Source organism: Streptomyces sp. C1-1 (assembly GCF_050214755.1).
Classification (GTDB): Bacteria; Actinomycetota; Actinomycetes; order Streptomycetales; family Streptomycetaceae; genus Streptomyces.
On the sequence record NZ_CP189827.1, the window covers coordinates 309,421 to 330,726 of the forward strand.

Sequence of the window (21,306 nt, forward strand, 5' to 3'; positions counted from 1 at the left end):
CAGGGCGGCCCGTCGGTGCGCCGGTCAACTGCCCAGGAGGGCGCGCAGACCGGGCTGCAGGGCGTCGGCGTGGGCCTTGACCATGTCGTCGCACAGCTGCCAGATCTGCTCGATGGTCAGCGTCGCGGCGGTGGCGGGGTCGGTCATCGCGGCATGCCGGATGTGGCGGGGTTCATCCTCTGTCGCGGCCCGCACCACCAGGTCGTTGGTGCTCAGGTAGGTGCGGTTGAGGGCGGCCAGCTGGGGCGGCAGCGCACCGATGCGGGTGGGCTGGACGCCCGAGGAGTCGACCAGGCACGGCACTTCCACGACCCCGTGTGCTGGCAGGTTGTGGATCAGGCCCCCGTTGGGGACATTGCCGTAGACCGTGCGCGGTGTTCCGGTGAGGATGCTGTGGATGATCTGCGGCGCGTACTCCATGGTGCCTTCGACCGGGATCGGAGCCCCGCAGGCCAGCGCGTCCCGGGTCTCCTCATAGGCGGCGACGTTGTCCTGGACGGTGCGCAGGTACTCGCCGATCGGCAGCCTCAGCCGGTCGATCTCGCCGTCGTGGTGCAGATACCAGGGCACGTACTCGGCGGAGTGCTCGCTGGTCTCGGTCGGGTAGTGGCCAAGGCGCCGGTACATGTCGACGCGCACCCTGCGCCGCAGCTGCTCGTCGTCGGCGATCAAGGCGTCGAGGCGTGGATACAGGTCGCTGCCCTGATGCTCGAAGCGCAGCACCCAGGCCTGGTGGTTGACGCCGGCGGCCTGGTAGGTGACCTCCTCATAGGGGACCTTGACGAGGTCGGCGAGGCCGCGCATCGTCCAGTACACCGAGTGGCACAGGCCCACCACCTTGGTCAGGCCGGTGGCCTGGTTGAGGTACTGGACGTTCATGGCCATCGGGTTGGTGTAGTTGAGCAGCCAGGCGTCCGGGCAGACCTCGGTGATGTCCCGGCCGAGTTCCTTCAAAAGAGGGAAGGTGCGCAGGGCGCGGAAGATGCCGCCGATCCCGAGGGTGTCGCCGATGGTCTGACGCACCCCGTAGCGGGCGGGGATCTCGAAGTCGGTGCGGGTGGCATCACCCATGCCGATCTGCACCATGTTGATGACGAAGTGTGCGTCGGCGAGCGCCTCGCGGCGGTCCAGGTGCGCGCTGATCTCGGGACGGGCGTGGCGCTCGGCGGCGATCAGTCGGGCCGCGGCCTGGGCGGTGGCCAGGCGTTCGGGGTCGATGTCGTGCAGGGCGATGTGCGCGGACTTCAGTTCGTCAAAGGCGAACAAGTCCGCGAGCAGGCCCTGGGTGAAGACGACGCTGCCGGCGCCGATGAAGGTGATCTTGGGAAGGCTCATGCGAGGCTGTATCCGTTACGGGTGAGGTGGGGGCGTACGTCGTCCCAGGTGGGCTGAGCGCTCGTACCCCCGGGGGCACGGGTGGACAAGGCGCCGCAGACGGCGGCGAGTTGCAGGGCCTCGGTCAGGGGGAAGTGGGCCAGCATGCCGGCGATGAAGCCCGCGTCGAAACTGTCGCCGGCGCCCACCGCGTCGACGGGCTGGACGCGGATGCCGTCCGCGGTGAGCAAGCGGGTGCCGTCGTGGCACAGGGCCCCCTCGGCGCCCATCTTGACCGCCGTCACCGGACCGCGGGTGGCGAGCATTTCAGCCGCCTTGGGAGCGTCGGGGACCTCGAGGCCCGCCAGGCGCTGGGCCTCCGCGGCGTTGGGGAGCAGGTAGTCGACATGGGGCAGGACGGCATCCAGGCCGGGCGCATCCCAGGATCCGGAGGGGTCGTCGTTGGTGTCCAGGGACGTGGTGGCGCCGTGTTCGTGTGCTGTGCGCAGCACCTCCGGCAGGGCCTTGGCCAGCTGTGGCAGCAGGAAGTAGGAAGCGGCGTGGACGTGCCGGGTGGCGGCCAGCAGCCTTGGGGGGATGTCCTGCGCGGTGGTAGCGGCCAGGGTGCCCGGGGCGGTGACGATGGCGCGGTCCTGGTCCCGGGTGAGGATCACGGTCAGCGGGGTGGACCGTTCCGGGTCCAGGTGCAGGCCTTGGGTGTCGACGCCGTGGGCCGCCAGGGTGTCGCGTATGTAGCGCCCCGCGTCGTCGTCGCCGACGCGGCCGGCGAACGCCACCCGCAGCCCGAGGCGTGCGGCGCCGCACGCCACAATCGCGGCCGAGCCGCCGAGCGTGAGGGTGCCGCCGGAAACGAGCTGTTCGCGCTGGCTGAAGGCAAGCGGGGCATCGAGCGGGCCGAGGATGACATCAGGGTTGGCGTCCCCGATGACGAGGAGGTCGAAGGTGTGCAGCATCTTGCTCTCCTGAGAACGAGCGTAGGAGCCGGGCGGTGAGCCGCAGGGAACTCACCATCGGTCTCAGCCCTTGAGGCCGCTCGATGTGATGGACCGGATGAAGGCCTTCTGTGCGACCAGGAAGGCAAGCAGCACGGGCAGCACGGTGATCACGTTGCCGGCCATCACGGCCGCCCACTGGGTGTGGTGCTGCCCCTGGAAGGTGGTGAGGCCCAACTGCAGTGTGTACTGGGGCTCCTGGTTGATGGCGATCAGCGGCCAGGTGAGGTCGTTCCAGGTGCTCAGGAAGGTGAGCACGGCCACGGTACTGAGGGCGGGGCGGGACAGCGGCAGCACGATCTGCCAGAGGACCCGCAGCCGCGAGCAGCCGTCGATCCAGGCGGCCTCCTCCAGCTCGCGGGGCAGGGAGAGGAAGAACTGCCTCAGGAGGAACACGGCGAACGGGGTGACCAGCGAGGGCACGATCAGCGCGCCGAGGGTGTCGATGAGGCCCAGGTCCTTCATCACCAGGAACGTCGGGATCATCGTCAGCTGGAACGGGATCGCCATGGTGGCCATCATCAGTGCAAGCAGCAGCTTCGAGCCGGTGAACTGCATCCGGGCGAAGGCGTAGCCACCGAGCGTGCCGAGGACGAGGTTTCCGACGACCGTCGCCACCGAGACGATCAGGGAGTTGGCGAACCAGCGCGGGAACATCGCGTTGCCCAGCACGTAGCGGTAGCCGTCGAGGTCGATGTGGGAGGGCCACAGCGCCGGCGGGAAGCGGTTGATCTCCGCGTTGCTCATCACCGAACTGAGCGCCAGCCAGATCAGGGGGACGGCGAAGATGAGCGCGAGCGGGGCGAGCAGCAGGTGCCAGGGGCTGAACGGCAGTCGCCTGCCGGGTCGTTGGGGCCCGGTCGTGCGCGCCGCGACGGTGGGGGCGGCGTACGGTGGGGCGGAGGTCGCCGTCATGGGGTAACTCCTTGGAGGTGGCGGCGCTCGCGCCGGCGGACGATGCGCAGGATTCCGGCCGTCAGGCCCAGGACCACGGCCAGCACATAGGCCGCGGCGGCTCCGTATCCGGCGGCGCCGTTCTTGAACGCCTGCTCCCAGATGAAGTAGACGATCACGGTCGTGGAGCCGAGCGGGCCGCCCTTGGTGGTGACGTAGACGAGGTCGAAGACCTGGAGGGCGTTGATGGTCTGCCACAGCAGCAGGAAGACGCTGACCGGGGTCAGGGTGGGCAGGGTGACGTAGCGCAGAAGTTGCCGACGGTTGGCCCCGTCGATGAGCGCTGCCTCGATGAGGGACTGCTGAACATCCTGCAGGGCCGCGAGGTACACCACGAGGCAGAAGCCGGTGCCGCTCCACAGGGTGATCGCCACCAGGACGAGCAACGCCTGGGAGGGGTCGGACAGGAAGCCCTGCGGGGAGATGCCCAGATGGTGCAGCACTGCGTTGGCGGCGCCGAAGTCGGGGTCGAGGATGAAGGAGAACAACACACCCTGCGCGGTCGCGGAGACTACGAACGGCACGAAGATGAGCGTGCGGTACAGGCCCACGAGGCGGATGCGCCGGTTCAGGGCGAGTGCGAGAACCAGGCCCGCCGCCATGCTCAGGGGCACATACAGCACGACATAGAGCAGGGTGTTGCGCACGGCCTCGCTGAAGTGCGGATCCTGGGCCAGGGCGCGGTAATTGTCCAGGCCGCTCCAGCGGCTGGGAGTGACCAGGTCGTTGGTCTGGAAAGACAGCAGCAGCGACCAGACGACAGGCACGACGCTCAGTCCGAGAATGATCACCACGGAGGGTGAGACGAATGTCCAGGCCGTGGCGGCTTCGCTGCGGCGCTTGCGGCGGCGGTGGTCCGGGCGCGGGATGGTGATCGGGGCAGGCAGATGTGACAAGGGTCGATCTCCTCAACGCGGAACGGCGAGGGCGGCGTTGGCGGTGTCGGCGCATGCGCGCAGGGCCTGGGCGGGGGTGCTGCGGCCGAGCAGGACCGCCACGACCGCTTCCCCGACCGCCTTGGAGATTTGCGGATAGGCGGGGTGGACGGGGCGGACCCGGGCTGTTTCCAGCGCCTGGGTGAACACCGTCAGGCCTTCGGTGTCGGCTGCCTTGTGCCGCCAGGCGGGCAGGTCCTGGCAGCGGCGGCTGAGCGGGAGACTGCCCGCCTGGACATCCCACACCACATCCTGCGCGGGCTGCATCAGCCAGCTGACGAACGTGCGGGCCGCCCGCTGGCGGGCCGATCCGTTGTTGAACACCGTCCAGGTGTCCGGCCCCGATATGGTCACCGGCCGGCCGGAGAAGCTGGGCAGCGGGACGACGTGGTAGTCGACCTTCGCCTGCTCAATGTCGGGCAGCTGCCACGGACCGGTGAGGGTCATGCCCATCCGGCCGGACATGAAGACCTGGTACATCTGCTCGCTGCCGGGCTTGGGATCGATGTAGACGCTCTGGTCGCGGGCCAGGGCGTCCACCACCTCCAGGGCGCGCACGCCGCTGTCGGCAAAGCCGATCTTCTTGCCGCCGGAGTCGATGACGTCCCCTGCGAGGTCCCAGATCATCGGCCACAGCCGCCACACGGTGTCCTCGTCGCCGGCACCGGGCCAGCCCGTGCCGAACCGGCCGCGGCCCTTGTCGGTCAGCTTCCTCGCCGTGTCCTGGAAGTCCTGCCAGGTCCAGCCCGCCCGGGGCAGGGGCAGACCCGCCTCGCGGAACAGCTTCTTGTTGCACACCACTGCCAGGGAGTCCAACAGGGCGGGCGCGGCCCGCACCTTCCCCCGGACGGTGACCGCATCGCGGGCCGGGGCCCAGTAGTTCGACCATGGGGTGGGGCCGGTGCGGACGGTGTCGGTGAGATCGACGACCTGCGGGCTCACGGCGATGCTGGCCAGGTCGGAGCCGAAGATGTAGGCGATGTCCGGGTAGGAGCCCGCGGCCAGGCCGGCGGTCACCTTCTGCAGCATCGCGTCGGCCAGCACACCACCGCCCAGCCTGACCTTGATCTTGGGATGACTGCGCTCGAAGGAGGCCACCAAATTCTCGAGGGCCTTCTTCCCGGTGTCGGTCTGACCGTGCCACATCTCGATGGTGGCGGTGCCATCGGCTGCGCCACCGTCATCGGTGCCGGCCGCGCAGCCGGATGCCGTCAGGCCCGCGGCTGCTGCAACTGCCAGGCCGCCGCCGGTGCGCAACACACCGCGGCGTGAGGGGTGCGCGACATAGGGGGCCGCATCCATCAGTACCTCCAGGGGAATTCGGGTTGAACGAGGGGAGCTTTTTGGACGGGTCTCGGGGATGCCCGGTCGGGTTTACGCCGCCCTGGCTCCGCTGCATTTGAGCAGCACGGCACCAGGGCTTGGAGTGGTCATGCGGATGAATCCATTGCTGGGGGTAGGGACGGCCATGTCGCTGGACGATGCTGCGGCCCAGGTACCGGGGAAATGACCCGGGGCCCCTCGATGCTCTTGAAACGGTCCTGCGGCCAGAACGGTTTTGCCTGTCGGCGCAGCCGGTGTCTTATGAGGTGGCTAACGGAAACCGACCGGTCAGGACAGCAGGCGGTGAGTGTTCAGAAACGCCCTAGCCAGACCTGGCCGGGGCCGGGGGTGGCGACACCGCCTTTTTCGACCCCGTCGGCCAGATGGTCGAGGCCGCTGTCCCGGCTGATGAAGTAGCCGGAAGAAGCGACGAGTTGGCAAGGTTCACAGTGCACGCGGCTGCCACGCCGAGGCCGAGCTCTTTGCGGGAGAACTCAAGAATTCGGCTCATGGTTCGAGCTCCAGCGGATGGTGGGCACGTCCCCGCCTCGGACACTCAACGGTGGTCCTGGCGACTCAGTCCGGGCTCCTGGCGGAAAACCAGCTACCGGCTGGGCGTACCTCTGCGCCGAATGCGAACTTCGGCGTTGCACGGGAGTAAATCGGCCATGGATACCTATGTCAAGAGCTCGAAACAACACGATTTTGGATATTCGCGCAGCCCCTGATATGCCGCGCATGACCAATTAGGCATGGCGAGACACCGGCTCGTCGCGCGGTGGTCCGACAGTCCGTCATTTGCCTCCTCCGCCAGGCGGCATGGCCCTGTAACCCGGTCCTCGGTGGCCGGGAATGGGACATCAAGGTGGCGGATAGGCGGGACGCGCACATGGTGAATGCCGGGCTCCGCAGAGACATCCGCTAGCTGGCCTAAAACACCCGCCAAATCAGACCGACGACCATGCGGGACAGGGCGGCAGGAATTCGTCAGCCTCTGGCGCGCACCACTCCGAGCAGGCGGGTAACGGTGTCCGTCATGGCCTGGCGGCCGACGCCCAGATAGCCGCGGGGGTCGACCGCACCGGGGTGGTCGGTGACATGCCGACGGATCGCGTCGGTCATGACGATGTTCAGCGCCGTGCCGATGTTGACCTTGGCGATGCCGCCCGCGACCGCTGCCGTTAGTTCCTCGTCGGGGACGCCCGAGGAGCCGTGCAGAACGAGGGGCACCGTGAGCGCCTCGTCGAGGCGGGTCAGCAGTACGTGATCGAGGGCAGCCGTGCGGGAGGTCATGGCGTGCGAACTGCCGATAGCGACGGCCAATGCGTCGACACCGGAGTCGGCGACGAATCGGCGTGCCTCGCCGGGGTCGGTGCGGGCGCCGGGTGCGTGGGCGTCCAGAGGCGGTCGGCCGTCCTTGCCTCCGACTTCTCCGAGTTCGGCCTCGATCCACATGCCATGGGTGTGTGCCCAGGCGGTGGCGGCCCGTGTGGCGGACAGATTCTGTTCGTAGGGCAGATGGGCCGCGTCGAACATCGCCGAACTGAATCCGGCATCCACTGCCTGATGAAGGAGGGTGTGCTCTTTGACGTGGTCCAGATGCAGGGCCACCGGCACAGCAGCCGCCTCGGCGGCGGTGACGGCAGCGCGAGCGATCGGCAGGGACTGTCCGTGATGGAACTTGACGGCGTTCTCGCTGATCTGAAGCACGACCGGGGACATGGCGGCTTCGGCGCCGGCGATGACGGCTTCAACGTGCTCCAAGGTGATGACGTTGAAGGCGGCGACAGCGCAGTGCTTGGCAGCGGCCTCGCTGACAAGGGTGCCTGTTGCGGCAAGCGGCATTGCCTTTCTCCTCTTTCCCTTGGTCAGGAGGTCGTCAGGACGACAGAGCGGGTCAGATGACGTGGCCGGTCCGGGTCCAGGCCCCGGGCGGCGGCCACCCTCACGGCCAGGCGCTGGGCCCGCACCAGTTCGGCGAGCGGGTCCAGGCGTCCCTCGATCCACCGTGCGCCGGTCGCCTCGACCTGCTCGGCGAGACCGATCGGTGCACTGCCGAACATCCAGGTCGCTGTGTTGACGGTGGAGATGGAGATCGGACCGTGCCGGTACTCCATCGCCGGATACGCCTCCGTCCAGGACAGGGACGCCTCACGCATCTTCAACGCCGCTTCCTGGGCCAGGCCGTTGCTCCAGCCGCGGCCCAGGAAGGTGAACTGGGTGCACTCCGCGAGGCCTTCGGGCAGCGGCTCGGCGAGCGCTGTGCGCGCATCTTCGATTGCCTTGCGGGTGGGCAGGCCGAGGTGGGCGCGCAGCAGGGTGAAGGCGGTGGTGGCGAAGCGGGTCTGCACCACCGACTTCTCGTCGGCGAAGGCGAGCACGACAAGATCGTCAGCGGCGTTCTTGACGGGAGTGTCCGGGTCGGCGGTGATCGCCGTGGTCCGCGTGCTGCCCCGCAGATGGGCCAGCAGCTCGAGGACCTCTGTGGTCGTACCGGACCGCGTCAGGGCGATGACCCGGTCGTAACGGCGGCCTGCGGGGAACTCCGAGGCGGCGAACGCGTCCGTCTCGCCCAGCCCCGCGGCCTCGCGCAGACAGGCCACGGCCTGAGCCATGAAGTAGGAGGTGCCGCAGCCCACCACGGCCAGCCGCTCACCTGGCGCGCCGAGCAGGTGTCGGTGCTCGGTCGACAGCTCGACAGACCGCTCCCAGCACTCGGGCTGACTGCTCAGTTCCGTCTCGACATGGCTCATGCCGCGTCCCATCTTGTAAGCGTGATGATTGTTCATGCACGATAAAGCGCTTCTTCAATCATATTCAAGCACACGACTGGGAGGGCTCGCGTCATCACCGAAACATGCCTGAGGCATCGACATGGCGGACTGCGGAGGGTGCGGGAAGCGAGGACATCGCGCGGGAGCGGAGCCTGGCCCTTGATGGCGTGCCCAAGGAGCGTGCATCCCCGGCCTCTTCAGGCTGATCCACGCGGCAAGGCCGTGGCGCTCCCGCCCCCGTGGGAGCGGGCGCCTCACTCGACTTCGCCGTGAACGAGGCGGCCGGCCGGCTCGCCCCGTCCGCCGATGACGAGGTGCTCCCGCGGGTTCATTGTCGGCGCGTTCGAACCATGCTCAGGCTCACGAACCTCGGGTGGTGTGCGGGTTGGCGGGCTGGTCCGCTGACCTTCACCCGAACCGTTCGGTCACCACCTGTCGGCGTACACGCACACGCCCTCGGTCGCGTGCACATGAAGAGGGACGCTCGATGGTTCGCCGACGCGTGGTCTCCCGCGCACTTCGCTGCTCGTCATGGGGGGCGGAGGACGGTGACGCGGTGGTCTTGAACCGCGACGCCGGCGGTCTCTCTTGCAGCGATCACCACATGGGCTACCACCGATCACGGGACAGAGTCGCTCCTTTGACGCATGCCCTGGCGGATGTTTCAGGCTCCGGGTCCACTCGAACCTTCCCGAGACACCTCAGATCCACGCAAAGGAGCGGCGGGTAGCGGATGTTTCACCCCTGGCCTGCAGCCATCGTGGGAGATGTCATCGGATATCCGCCATGCCCGGTGTGCGACACCGGCACCAGGCACGAAGTTCAAGGAACGGAACACCCCATGGCCATCCCCAGAGCCCCCGCGAAGCAGCCGGTTCTGCCCAGAAGAATGCGTACCACCACGATGCCTTCACGCAGCCACCACCTCACTTTTCCCGCGACGGAGATCAGCGTCCCGGTCGCTCGCCACACCGTCATGGGGATCTTGGGCCGCTGGGGGCTCCCCGGCACCAGTGACGCTGCAGCAACCGTCGAACTGGTCCTCAGCGAGCTGACCACCAACGCAATACGGCATTCCCGGGTGACCACCCAACGGGTCACCGTCACACTGGAGGCCCGGGCGGACGGCCTGCTCCGGCTCGGCATCAGGGACAACAACCCGGGGATTCCCGCCGCCCGCCGCGTCAGCCCGGACGCCGAGAACGGCCGCGGCCTGACCATCGCCAAGTTGCTGGCCGCCGAGCTGGGCGGTGACATCGCCACGGAACGCCACCCTGACGGAAGCAAGACCGTCTGGGCCCATCTCCCCGGGATCCTTGCGCCGGCAGGCTCCGCTCCCGTGGCCATTTTCTTGAGCACACCGCGCCAGACCCGAAGGGCGACATGAGTGAACCGACCGTGCACACCGATAGCACACCGCGTGAGCGCTCCGCGATGCTCCACTTCCCCGAAGGCTTCATGTGGGGGGCGGGAACCGCCGCCTACCAGGTGGAGGGTGCCACCGCCGAGGACGGACGCGGACCGTCGATCTGGGATTCGTTCTGTGCCCGGCCCGGGGCTGTCCTGAACGGCCACAGCGGCGAAACCGCGACTGACCACTATCACCGCTTCGCCGAAGACGTAGCCCTGATGGCCCAGCTAGGCCTTCGGGCCTACCGCTTCTCGGTCTCCTGGCCACGTGTCCAGCCAGACGGCCGCGGCCCTCTCAATCCCGCCGGCCTCGACTTCTATGAGCGCCTCGTCGACGCCCTTCTCGACCACGGCATCACCCCGGCACTCACGCTGTACCACTGGGACCTGCCCCAGGCACTGCAGGAGCAGGGCGGCTGGGGGGCCAGGGAGACGGCCGCCCGGTTCGCGGACTACGCGAGCGCCGTCGCCCGCAGACTGGGAGACAGGGTCCCGTTGTGGGCGACGGTGAATGAGCCGTGGTGTGCGGCCTTCCTGGGCCATGCGGCGGGCGTGCACGCGCCCGGACTCGTCGATCCCGCGCTGTCCCTGCGCACGGCCCACCACCTCCTGCTCGCCCACGGCCTCGCCACCCAGGCCCTGCGCGCCGCGGTGAACCGCCAAGCCCGTGTCTCGGTCGCGCTCAACCTCTCCCCGGTCAGCCCCGCCGCCGATACCGCCGTCGACCACGACGCCGCCCGCCGGATCGACGGCCTGCTCAACCGGATGTTCGCGGACCCCCTTCTGCACGGCGCATATCCGGACGACGTACGGGCCGACACCCGCCATCTGACGGACTGGTCGTTTGTGCGCCCCGGGGACGAGCACACCATCGCGTCCCCGATCGATCTGCTCGGCGTCAATTACTACAGCACGAAGACGGTGGCCGCGGGGGGCCAGGCGCTCGGGCCGAGCCCCTGGCCAGGGGCGGAGACCGTCCGCTTCCGGGTTCCTGAGGAGCGGCCGGTGACCGCCATGGGCTGGCCGATTGAGCCGTCAGGGCTCACTGAGCTGCTGCGGTGGCTGCACACCCGGTATCCGCACACCCCCCTGCTGGTGAGCGAGAACGGCGCAGCCTTCGAGGATTGCGTGGACCAGGCGGGGCAGGTGCAGGACACCGAAAGAGTCTGCTACCTGCACGATCACCTGGCCGCGGTGCATGCGGCGATCAGTGCCGGTGTGGACGTACGCGGTTACTTTGTCTGGTCATTGCTGGACAACTTCGAGTGGACCTTCGGCTACTCCAGGCGCTTCGGCATCACCTACGTCGACTACACCACCCAGCGACGCCTGCTCAAGAGCAGCGCCCGCTGGTACCGCGACGTGATCGCGGCGAACGCCGTCCCCACCAGCTGACCACGGCACATGTACCTCACGCGGCAGGAGCGAGGGCCGGGGTCAAGAGCGGCCGGTTGGGAGCGAGAAGCTTGGGCTAGGCTTTCCGCCATGGGACCGTTGGCGCCGCCGGAGGCGTTCATCGGACGCGAGGCGGAGACCGCTCTGCTGCGCGAGCTGGTCCGCAAAGTGGCCACGGGGCACGGAGGCTCGCTCTGGGTCGAGGGCGAACCGGGCATCGGCAAGACGTCCCTGGTGACCGTGGGCCTCGCGGAGGGCCACGCGCTCGGTTGCCGGACCATGTGGGCGACGGCCGACGAGATGAGCCGGCACGCACCACTGCACGTCCTGCTCGACTGCCTCCAGGTGGATCCGCACGACGCGGGCGGCCGCGGGACGCAAATCTCCCGGCTTCTGCGCGGTGCCCCCGGCGCCTTGGGCCTCACCGAGCCCCTGTGGCCGGCCATGGAAGCGCTGCTGGCCCTGGTCGACGAGCTGTCCACGGCCAAGCCACTGATCATGGTGATGGACGACATCCAGTGGGCGGACGAGGCCAGTCTGCTCGCTTGGCACCGGCTGGCCCAGGTGGTGGAGCAGCAGTCGCTCCTGCTTGTCGCCGTCAGCCGACCGGTGCCGCAGCGTGAGCCCGTCAACCGGCTCAGGCGCAGCGTCCTCTCGCATGACGCCGTGCTCGTCTCGCTGGGCCCGCTGGCGACCGACGAGGTGTCCGAGCTGGTCACGGCTCTGGTCGGCGGACCGCCCGACACCGGGCTGCGGCACCTGGCGGACAATGCCGCGGGCAACCCGCTGTATCTGCGCGAGATGCTCGAGGTGCTCCTGCGCCAGCGGGAGGCGGCGAGCGACGACGGGACACCCGCGCGGCTCGCCGATTCGTCGGCAACCGAGTCCGGTGCAGCGCCGTGGACTGTCCCCGCACCGTCACTGTCATCCGTGATCACCCGTCGTCTGAATTTCCTCCCGGCCGAGGTGCTGGAGACGCTGAGCGCGGCGACACTGCTCGGGCAGGAGTTCATGGTGACCGACCTGGCAGGTCTGCTCGGAGCCTCCCCGTCCACCATGCTCTCCCCGCTCCGGTATGCAATCGCTGCAGGTGTCGTCGTGGAACACAACCGTCTCCTGCGCTTCCGGCATCCGCTCATCCACCAGGCCCTGCGTGACGCCATCCCTCCGGCACTGCGCGTGGCGCTGCATCGCCAGGCCGCCGAGGTGCTGGACAAGGCCGGCGCCCCCGTCGAGCGGGTGGCCGAGCAGCTCCTGTCGGGCTCCGACGCCGTCGACGGCTGGACGTTGGACTGGACCGTCGGGCACGCCGCAACACTCGCCCACCGGGCACCGGAGATCGCAGCGCGTCTGCTGCAGCAAGTCGCCGACCACTGCGCGGGAACTGAGCCGGAGCGGTGGGAAGTCTTGACCGCCGCGCTGGCCAAGACGCTGTTCCGGCTGGGGCGCAACGCCGAGGCAGAACGGTGTGCGTGGCAGCTGTTGGAGCTGGCGCACGACCCGGAGCGCAGCGCGGAGATGCGCTGGATCCTGGCGCGGGTGCTGTTCAGCGTCGGCCGCAACCAGCAGGCGGTAGCAGTGACCGAGCAGGCACTGCGGGCACACCCGGCATCGATGTGGCGGGCGCGGCTGCAGGCGCTGCTCGCCATGTTCCTGCGGGCCGAGGCCGGAGACGTGGCCGCCGCAGAGTCGACGGCCCGTGCGGCGCTCACCCTGGCGGAGGACGTCGAGGACAAGTTCGGAATCGGCTACGCACTGTGCGTGGTGTGGCTGGTCGAGGCGGTACGCCGGGACTTCCGCAGTGCCCTGGCAACCGTGAATCGGGCGCTGGAGGTCGTCGGCGACGATCCGGAGTACCGCGATCTGCGGTCCTGGGCGCTGGACAACCAGATCTTCACCCTCCAAAACCTCGATCGGCTCTCCGAGGCCGAGGCCAGCCTCCACGCGGCGGTCACCGAAGCGGAACGGGGTGCCGACCCCACCCAAGCGTCACTGCTCATCGGCACCGCCGTGCACTACTTTTGGACCGGACGCTGGGACGACGCCCTGACCGCACTCGCCTCGGTGGTCGTCGAGGGACCCGAAGTGACCCACTACGGGCTGCGCGAGCACGGCCCCATCCTGCTCTATCACGGCACCGCCGCCCTGATAGCCGGGCACCGGGACGACCGCGACACGGCGCGCCGGCATCTGGAGGCCGGCCTTGCCCAGCCCCTCGTCACCGTCTCCGACTGGGAGAACGCCGACTTCCTGCTCGCCGCCCATGCCCTCAGCGCCGAACGGGACGGCGACCCGACGTACGCCAGGGATCTTCTCGCCACTCTCCTCGACATCAGGCCCGGCCAGATGACCCTGATACATCAGTGGCTGCCAGATCTGGTCCGCATCGCCGTGGATCTCGACGACTTCAAGCTCGCGCAGAAGGCCTGCGCCGCCTGTGCGACCGAGGCGGAGGCGGAGGCCGCCTACTCCGACCCGGCGCGGGCGGTGGCGGCGGCCGAGCGCTGCCGAGGGCTGATGGCGGGCGATCCCGAGCCGCTGCTCGCGGTCGCCGACCACTACGAGGCGGTCTCCAGACCCTTCGAGCGTGCGCAGAGCCTAGAGGACGCCGCCGTGCTCCTGGCCCGCAAACGCCAGACGACACAGGCCCGGACCAGGCTGAACGAAGCGGTCGAGATGTACGCCGCGCTCGGCGCGAGCTGGGACATCCGGCGGGCCGACACCCGGGCACGGCGGTACGGCGTCCGCCGCGGGGTGCGCGGTTCCCGCAAGCGGCCTTCGTTCGGCTGGGAGGCTCTGTCGCCGACCGAGTTGAAGGTCGCCCGTATGGTCGCCGAAGGGATGTCCAATCCCGAGATCGCAACCGACTTGTTCTTGTCCCGGCGGACCGTGCAGACGCATGTCTCACACATCCTCGGCAAGCTCGGCGTCCACTCGCGCGTCGAGATCGCCACGGTGGCACTGAGCCACAACGGCGTCCGGCCATGAGCGACCTGGCGGCCAGGCTCAGTTGCCGACGGCTCGGGGCATGATCTCCCCGACGATGCGCCTGCCGAACAGAGCGAAGACCACCAAGGTGGGGATCGTCCCGACCGCTGTCCCGGTGAGCACCAGCGAATAGTCCTCGTAGTAGCCGCTGGCCAGGGTGGACAACGCCACGGGCACCGTCGGGTTCTCCGGGTCAAGTACCACCAGCGGCCACATGAAGTCGTTCCACGCCTGGACGAACGTGAACAGGGCCAGCACCGCAGCACCAGGCCGTGCCGCGGGGATGACGACATGGCGCATGATCGCGCCCGCCGAGCAGCCGTCGACACGCGCGGCGTCCAGCAATTCGTCGGTCACCGCCCGGCCCAGGTACTGCCACATGAAGAACACCCCGAACGCGCTCACCATGGAGGGCACGATCACAGCCTGGAGGTGCCCTGTCCAACCCAGTCTGCTCATCAGGAGGTACAGGGGAACGATGCCGAGCTGGGGCGGGATGAGCATGGTGGAGACAACCATGACCATCAGGGTCCGCCGCCCCCGAAAGCGAAGCTTGGCGAACGCGAAACCCGCGAAGGTGGAGGAAACCACCACACAGATGGTGACGGAGCCGGAGACGGCGAAGGAGTTGACGATCGCCTTCCCGAACGCCGCCTCGTCGAAGACTCTGCGCAGGTTGCCCGGCAGGTTCCCGCCGGGCACGAGCACGGGGGGAGTTTGCCCGATCGACGCGTTGTCCTGTGACGAGGCGAGGAACGACCAGGCCAGCGGGAGAACGGAGCCGAGAACGACGGCGAGCAGCGCGGCATAGACCCATGGACTCGCGCGGCGCATCACTCGTCCGCTCGGATCCGCCGCACGATCAGATAGCTGAGGAGCACGGCGACGGCGGTAAGGACAACGAGCGTCCACGCGATGGCCGAGGCGTAGCCGAATTCGAAGGAGCGGAACCCCTCCTCGTACAGGTACAGAGCGATCGTCTGAAACTGCCGGCCTGATCCGCCGGTCGTGGTGCCCTGCGTGGCGCTGAAGAGCAGCGGCTCGGTGAAGAGTTGGAGGTTGCCGATCGTCGAGAGGACGGCTGTGAACACGATGGCGAGGCGCAGCATGGGAACGGTGACGTGCTGGAACTGCCGCCAGCGTCCGGCTCCGTCGATCGCCGCCGCCTCGTACAGGTCCCGCGGGATCGTCTGGATGGTGGCGAAGTAGATGATCGCGTTGAAGCCGGTCCACCGCCAATTGACCATGCTGGCGACCGTGAGGTGCGAGGTCAAGCGGCCGGCGGGCCAGTCGACGGGGCCGATCCCTACCAGGTGCAGGACATGGTTCACCAGACCGAAGTCCCGGCTGAAAAGCACGCTGAAGACGATCGTCACCGCGGCTACCGAGGTGAAGTAGGGAAGCAGGATGCCCATGCTCAGCAGGGTGCGTGCGCGGATCGTCCAGTCGAGAAGCTGGGCGATGACGAGCGCGAGGCAGAGCTGGGGGGCGGTGGACAGGACGAACAGGCTGATGGTGTTGCGTGCGGCGTTCCACATGTACGGGTCGTGCAGCAGGCGCTCATAGTTGGCCGCGCCGGTCCAACGGCCGGGTCCGACGTCCAGGAGGTTCCAGTCGGTCAGTGAGACATACGCCGTGGCGATCATCGGAAACAGGCCGAACCCGACGAACAACACGAAGAACGGCAGGATGTACAGGTACGGGACGATTGAGCTGACGCGCGGGTGGTGCAGCCGGCGGCCGTCGCTTCGGCGGGGCGACCGGGTCTTCTCAACGCTGGCCATGCTCGATGTCCGCCAGAACGCTGTTCCAGGCGGCTGCCGGGCTCTCGTGGCCTTCCTCCACACGGCTGAAGCCGTTGGTGAACGCCACCATGATCTGCCCGCTCTTCGGTCCCTGCGGCTGCGGCTTCAGCTTCCGGGCGGAGTCAGCGAAGATCCGGCCGACGGGGGCGTTGTGGAAGAACGGCTTCACCAGCCCGGTGACGGAGGGGTCCTTGTAGAGGGCCGGCTGTGACGGGAAATTGCCGTTCTCCTTGAACACGGCCTTCTGCTGCTCGGGGGCGGTGAGCCAGCGGGCGAGTTTCACGGCTTCCTCGGTATGGTGCCCCTGTTTGGGAACAGTCAGGAACGAACCGCCCCAGTTGCCGCTGCTGCCCGGCACCGTGGCCACGTCCCACTTTCCAGCCGAGGACTTCGCCTGGCTCTGGATGAAGGCGGTCATCCAGGCGGGGCAGGGGATGGTGGCGAAGCGACTCGTCGCAAAACCATTGTTCCAGTCGATGGTCAGTGGCGTGAGGCGCGCGGACTGCCCCTTCTCGATGGCGTTCGTGACGGTGTTCCAGTCCTGCCGGACCGCCGGATTGGTCTTTACCACCAAGGTGCCGTTGGCATCGTAATAGGCAGTGCGCGCCTGTCCGATAATCGCATTGAAGACAGTAGCCCCACCGTCGAACCACCGAGTTCCGGCGGGGGCACCGGCGGTATACCGTTCACCGGTTTTGAAGTAGGCGTTCCAGTCGGGCCACAGCGCGGACACTTCGTCGCGGTCGGTTGGCAGTCCGGCTTTCTCGAACAGGTCGGTGCGATAACACATGGCCAGCCCGCCGACGTCCGTCCCAAGCCCGATCTGGCTCTTGCCGTCCGTGGACAGCGACTGATCCCACTTCCAGGGCAGCCACCACTTGCGCTGCGCGCCCACCCCGTAGTCGAGAAAATTGACGAACTTCCCGGGGTTGGCCTTGAACCGGCCGATGTACCCGGTCTCGATGGCCTCGACATCGCTGGCTCCACGCCCGGTGGCCAGATGCTCGGCCAGACTGGTGTGGTGGTCCTCAAAGGCGGTGACCCGCTCCACCACGTGGATTCCGGGATGCTCCTTCTCGTACTGCGCGTAAAGCTTGCGATACCCGAAGTCACCGAAGAGGCCGACGGTGAGTTTTATTTCCTTGCCCTCGGTGGGCCCGGAAGAGCACGAGGCGATCAAGACACCGGTGAACAACGCGGCCGCAGCTCCCCGAAAATTACGCTCGACTCTCCGGTGGCTCCCTCCCCCGGATGATTTCATGAGTCACCTCCACGACAGCGGTATCCGCCTGATGCTACACCTGCATTATGTGCGGAGGCGCTGCGCCAGATCGTGCTGCGCGTGTTACCCCGATGACGGCAGAATCCGCTATGCAATCGTGTTGTGTCCATGCGGCATTTGGCGGCGTACAGGGGCAGATGAATACGCGCTCTCGGCCCATTGCGGCATGTTGACAAGAATCACGATTTCATCTGCGGGGATACTGCATCACGGCAGCCGCCGAGGAGAACCACATGTGCTCCCCCGTGATCTCGTCGATGCACTTTGTCCTTTGCGTGCGGCCTCTGCGTCGCCCCTGGTCATAGGCCTGATCGTGAGCATGTTCGCCTTCTGTACACGGATAGTCGAGGCCCTGACGCTTGCCATGGGACTCGGCCCGGACGCCTCTTCGGGAGAGAATCGGCCCCGCTCCCCCACAGCCATGGCGAGCCGCTCGCCGAAGCGCTGGAACTCACCGCCTGTCGCCGGGCATCTCCAGATCGCAGAGAAGCAGGCCCCGGGTGCCAAGCGTGCGCAGGTAGAACCTCGGAGCCGGCGCCGCGAGCACGGATGGGCTGACAAAGCAGGGCTCGGGAAAATGCAGCGTTCTCCGCAGGACGCACTCCATGGTTACTGCGGCGAACAGAACGGTGTCTGTCGCAAGCGCGTCGCGGGGGTACCAGGCCCGACCCCAACGCCAAGCGCGCCCGTCCGCGGCACCTCCTGCAGCAAGTCGGTCGACGGCTCGCCGATGCACCACACGACGCGGCCAGGCTCGTTACGCCGCTCGGTCCGTGTCGGCACATGATGGCGTCTGCGTGCGGTCAATGCACCGGACAGCTCCCAGAAGGTTCAGCGCCTCAGCAGCAGCCGACCCCACCGTCCAGCCCGTCTCGTGGACGATGGGGCACGGTCGGTTCCCGCGCAAGAATCTCACGCCTGGCGCGCACCTAGACGATTCATGCGCTCTACTTCGCGCATGAGTGAGCGCTGACATCCAGGGATGCGGCGCCCTGCGCGATACTCTCGGTGTCGATGCAACGTCTGAGGAGTGGTACTGGTGATGCACGAGCGGTGGACACAGCTCCTCGAAATCCTGAGCGAGCGCGGTCGGGTTGACGTCGGTGCGGCCGCCGAGCTGCTCGGTGTCTCCCAGGCGACGGTCCGCCGCGACATGGAGGAACTGGCCCAGCAGCAGTTGCTGACCCGCACCAGGGGTGGTGCGGTGCTGAGCGGAGTCGCATACGACCTGCCCCTGCGGTACAAGGCCGCCCGTCAGGCGGACGAGAAGCACCGGATCGCCAAAGCTGCAGCCGAACTGGTGCCGCCCGGGGCAGTGGTGGGTCTGAACGGCGGCACGACGACCTCAGAGGTCGCCCGCGAGCTGGCGACCAGGGCCGACCTGGCGGACCACGCCCGTGGACCGGCACTGACCATCGTCACCAATGCCATCAACATCGCCAACGAACTGGCCGTCCGGTCATATGTGAAGACGGTGGTCACTGGAGGGGTGGCCCGGCCCAACTCGTATGAGCTGACCGGCCCCCTAGCCACCATGGTGCTTCAGGGGATCTCACTGGACTACGCGATCGTCGGAGTGAACGCCGTCGACCCGAAGCTCGGTGCCGCCACTCAGGACGAGGGCGAGGCCAGCGCCAACCGTGCCATGGCGGAGCGGGCGGGCAAAGTGATCGTGGTCGCCGACTCCACCAAGCTCGGCAAGCGCGCATTCGCTCTGGTCTGCAGGGTCACCGAGATCTCGGTTCTGATCACGGACAAGGCGGCCCCGGGCGAGCTGGTCGAGCGGTTCACCAATCAGGGCGTCGAGGTGCTCTGCGTTTGACGCGTGGCAAGGGATGAGGACCTCGATGCCGCCACCGAGAACCCGGCGCCCATGGCCGATATCGCGGCGGCGATCCGAAGCGGGCTCGCAGCAGGGGGCTGGCAGGTGCAGGCCCTGGAGACCGCCCCCTGTTCGCCCGCTTCACCGTGTTTGACCCGGTCACTGGGCAGGACTGCCGAGGCCGACATCATCAGGAGATCTTCTGGCGGCCGGTCGCCCCGTACGGGGCCGTCCTCGCGGAGGAAGACGTGACCGGGACCAAGGCCCGCGCCTTGACCGACGCGGCGCGCCCCGGTGCGTGGTCGGCCGGTGGCCGACCACGCACCGGGTCATGCGATGGGCAGGGCGCTTGACAACGCCGGTTCCGCTATGGGCAGGTGCCGTAGACGTAGGTGGAGCTGCCCGGGGCAGTGACAAGGACGTCGCGGCGGACGATGCTCAGCGTGCCCGCGTAATCGGTGCATGCGGCGGTCATGCCCGCGTCGGTGTACTCGACGTCGACGATGTGGTTGCCGAAGTAACTGGCGTAGGTGGCGCACTCGGTGGTAGCACCGCACTCCTCGACCACGGCGAAGTCCAGGCCAAGTGCCTCCCTGTCCGGGGCGAGTTCGGCGGTGTTCTTCTGGGCGATGGCCAGGTTGTGCGAGTGCGCGCGCGCCACCAGCAGAGACATGAACGCCTTGGCGTCACTCGTGGTGATCAGGCCCTGCGAGCGTTCGAAGCTGTCGTAGTTGTCCGGCTCAACCGCGTCGAAACCGGAGGTGCCGCAGCCGTCGATCCAGGGACCTACCACGTTCATGATCGCGGTGCGCTTTTCCGCGGTCCTGATGTCGAGCAGCGGCTCGTTCCACTGCGTGTCCACCACGACGTTGTTGTTGGCGTCGTGCAGGAGAAGGTTGGAGTCCCAGGTCTCGTTGGGCTGGGCCTGGTAGGCGTTGACATAGCAGATGTTGTACAGACCCGGCGCGATGGCGGACTGGCGGTCCCTGCTGACGATCTGGACCCCCGAAGGCGGGGTGTAGGCCCCATTGGGGCGGCCGATTTGGTAGTCCCATTGGGCGCCCGCGGGAGGCAGTGTGACCGCTGAGGGATCGGCATGGGCGGGGGAAACACCGAATGTGGTCGTCGCCACGAGGCCCGCGACAAGCGCGGTGAGCGCGCTGCGCAGCTTGGATGAGCGCAAGCATTGAGGGATGGACACGGTGTAGCTCCATGGATTCAGGGGGCCGGGGACCCCACGTCGGTTGCTACGGCCTAAAGGCCGATGCCGGTCTTGGACCTGGCCGCTGGGCCCAAAGATCACTACCGGCTGCAAACACCGCCTCGTCCGGCACCTTTCCGGACGGCTGGCCGAAGTAAGTCACGCGGAGTCCACCGGGTCAACATGACTGAGCAAAAATGCTCAGCCGCTGTGCGCATTTATGCATGGCTGTAGGGTGTCCGGCATGCTCAAAGTTGATCGCCATGCTCGGATTCTTGATCATCTTGCGGAAACGGGCAGCACAAATGTGCAGGACCTGACCGAGCTGCTCACGGTCTCCGGCGCAACCATCCGTCGCGACCTGCAATTTCTGCATGAACGAGGGCTGCTTGAGCGCACCCATGGCGGCGCGGTCACGACTGCCCAGTACGCCGGCATCGGCACCAGGGCGAAAGGGCTTGAGCTGCCGATGCTCCACCGGTCGGGACAGCGACGGGCGGAGAAGCGGCGCATGGCCATCTTGGCGGCTGCACTCGTACCCGATGGCGCGGTCGTAGGGATGACGGGGGGGACGACCGTCACCGAAGTGGCCCGTATTCTTGCCTCACGCCAAGGGCTCACCATCGTCACCAACGCGGTGAACATCGCCGCCGAGCTGGTGGGGAACCCCGGTGTCCGCCTTGTCGTCATCGGTGGCAACGCTCGCTCCGCGAGTTATGAACTCGTCGGCCCCGTCACCGAGCGAACGCTCGGCGAGTACCACTTCGACATCACCTTCATGGGCGTCGACGGGCTCACCCCCGCAGAGGGGTGCACCACCCACGACGAGGAAGAGGCGCACACCGACCGGGCGTTCCTGCGCAGCAGCACCCGCAGCGTCGTTGTCTCCGACAGCTCGAAGTTGGGGAAAGTCACCTTCGCCGGGATCTGCCCGCTCAGCAGCGTCGATGTCCTCATCACGGACAGGCAGGCTGACGCCGAGCTGGTGGAGGCCGTCCGGGCTCGGGGGGTCACGGTATCGCTCGCCTGATCGGAGCGCGCCTGGGTCCGGTACGCCGTTTCCCGGCGTGTGCGGCCGTGCGAAGGGCCA

At 67.7% G+C, this 21,306-nt stretch carries 16 protein-coding genes; 5 read left to right on the forward strand and 11 right to left on the reverse strand.

The annotated features are described in order from the left end of the window. Nucleotides 1-24: 24 nt before the first annotated feature. From ACQF4J_RS47810 to ACQF4J_RS47840, 7 genes are all read right to left on the reverse strand, one after another. Nucleotides 25-1,335, reverse strand: coding sequence for an alpha-glucosidase/alpha-galactosidase (locus ACQF4J_RS47810; RefSeq protein WP_427168931.1), 1,311 nt, complete (start codon nt 1,333-1,335; stop codon nt 25-27). Further along, nucleotides 1,332-2,288, reverse strand: coding sequence for a carbohydrate kinase family protein (locus tag ACQF4J_RS47815; protein ID WP_427168932.1), 957 nt, complete (start codon nt 2,286-2,288; stop codon nt 1,332-1,334). The genes ACQF4J_RS47810 and ACQF4J_RS47815 overlap by 4 nt, the downstream gene beginning before the upstream one ends. Before the next feature lie 63 nt (nt 2,289-2,351). Continuing rightward, complete coding sequence (locus tag ACQF4J_RS47820; RefSeq protein WP_427168933.1) at nt 2,352-3,242, reverse strand: carbohydrate ABC transporter permease; 891 nt, start codon at nt 3,240-3,242, stop codon at nt 2,352-2,354. Next, nucleotides 3,239-4,177, reverse strand: coding sequence for a carbohydrate ABC transporter permease (locus ACQF4J_RS47825; RefSeq protein ID WP_427168935.1), 939 nt, complete (start codon nt 4,175-4,177; stop codon nt 3,239-3,241). The genes ACQF4J_RS47820 and ACQF4J_RS47825 overlap by 4 nt, the downstream gene beginning before the upstream one ends. A 12-nt stretch (nt 4,178-4,189) precedes the next feature. After that, the gene (locus tag ACQF4J_RS47830) at nt 4,190-5,518 is read right to left on the reverse strand and encodes an ABC transporter substrate-binding protein (protein ID WP_427168936.1); all 1,329 of its coding nucleotides are present in this window, start codon (nt 5,516-5,518) and stop codon (nt 4,190-4,192) included. A 1,008-nt stretch (nt 5,519-6,526) separates the two neighbouring features. Then, complete coding sequence (locus tag ACQF4J_RS47835) at nt 6,527-7,384, reverse strand: class II fructose-bisphosphate aldolase (RefSeq protein WP_427168938.1); 858 nt, start codon at nt 7,382-7,384, stop codon at nt 6,527-6,529. Between the two features lie 23 nt (nt 7,385-7,407). Next, nucleotides 7,408-8,292 (reverse strand): SIS domain-containing protein, encoded by an 885-nt coding sequence (locus tag ACQF4J_RS47840; RefSeq protein ID WP_427168940.1) that lies wholly within the window; start codon nt 8,290-8,292, stop codon nt 7,408-7,410. Nucleotides 8,293-9,217: 925 nt separating this feature from the next. Between ACQF4J_RS47840 and ACQF4J_RS47845 the strand changes: the two genes are divergently transcribed. The 3 genes from ACQF4J_RS47845 to ACQF4J_RS47855 all read left to right on the forward strand — a co-directional run bounded on the left by ACQF4J_RS47845 (nt 9,218) and on the right by ACQF4J_RS47855 (nt 14,106). Next, nucleotides 9,218-9,700, forward strand: coding sequence for an ATP-binding protein (locus tag ACQF4J_RS47845; protein WP_427168941.1), 483 nt, complete (start codon nt 9,218-9,220; stop codon nt 9,698-9,700). After that, nucleotides 9,697-11,118 carry a GH1 family beta-glucosidase gene (locus tag ACQF4J_RS47850; RefSeq protein WP_427168943.1) on the forward strand — a complete coding sequence of 474 codons (1,422 nt, stop codon included), beginning with the start codon at nt 9,697-9,699 and terminating at the stop codon, nt 11,116-11,118. The genes ACQF4J_RS47845 and ACQF4J_RS47850 overlap by 4 nt, the downstream gene beginning before the upstream one ends. A 90-nt stretch (nt 11,119-11,208) precedes the next feature. Continuing rightward, nucleotides 11,209-14,106: an ATP-binding protein gene (locus ACQF4J_RS47855; protein ID WP_427168945.1), complete on the forward strand. Its 2,898-nt coding sequence runs from the start codon at nt 11,209-11,211 to the stop codon at nt 14,104-14,106. Between the two features lie 18 nt (nt 14,107-14,124). On the opposite strand, the gene ACQF4J_RS47860 is transcribed toward ACQF4J_RS47855, so the two are convergent. The 3 genes from ACQF4J_RS47860 to ACQF4J_RS47870 are packed head-to-tail and all read right to left on the reverse strand — an operon-like array spanning nt 14,125 to nt 17,106. Beyond that, nucleotides 14,125-14,940: a carbohydrate ABC transporter permease gene (locus ACQF4J_RS47860; RefSeq protein WP_427168946.1), complete on the reverse strand. Its 816-nt coding sequence runs from the start codon at nt 14,938-14,940 to the stop codon at nt 14,125-14,127. After that, nucleotides 14,940-15,890, reverse strand: a complete 951-nt coding sequence (locus tag ACQF4J_RS47865; RefSeq protein WP_427168947.1) for a carbohydrate ABC transporter permease — start codon at nt 15,888-15,890, stop codon at nt 14,940-14,942. Before ACQF4J_RS47865 ends, ACQF4J_RS47860 begins: the two co-directional genes overlap by 1 nt. Beyond that, on the reverse strand, nt 15,877-17,106 hold the full coding sequence (locus tag ACQF4J_RS47870) for an extracellular solute-binding protein (RefSeq protein ID WP_427168948.1): 1,230 nt from the start codon (nt 17,104-17,106) through the stop codon (nt 15,877-15,879). Before ACQF4J_RS47870 ends, ACQF4J_RS47865 begins: the two co-directional genes overlap by 14 nt. A 1,123-nt stretch (nt 17,107-18,229) precedes the next feature. On the opposite strand from ACQF4J_RS47870, the gene ACQF4J_RS47875 reads away from it, so the two are divergent. Next, on the forward strand, nt 18,230-19,015 hold the full coding sequence (locus tag ACQF4J_RS47875; protein ID WP_427169014.1) for a DeoR/GlpR family DNA-binding transcription regulator: 786 nt from the start codon (nt 18,230-18,232) through the stop codon (nt 19,013-19,015). 367 nt (nt 19,016-19,382) lie between these two features. On the opposite strand, the gene ACQF4J_RS47880 is transcribed toward ACQF4J_RS47875, so the two are convergent. Beyond that, nucleotides 19,383-20,198 carry an endo alpha-1,4 polygalactosaminidase gene (locus ACQF4J_RS47880; RefSeq protein ID WP_427168949.1) on the reverse strand — a complete coding sequence of 272 codons (816 nt, stop codon included), beginning with the start codon at nt 20,196-20,198 and terminating at the stop codon, nt 19,383-19,385. Nucleotides 20,199-20,460: 262 nt separating this feature from the next. Between ACQF4J_RS47880 and ACQF4J_RS47885 the strand changes: the two genes are divergently transcribed. After that, nucleotides 20,461-21,246, forward strand: a complete 786-nt coding sequence (locus ACQF4J_RS47885) for a DeoR/GlpR family DNA-binding transcription regulator (protein WP_427168950.1) — start codon at nt 20,461-20,463, stop codon at nt 21,244-21,246. The last annotated feature ends 60 nt before the right edge of the window (nt 21,247-21,306 follow it).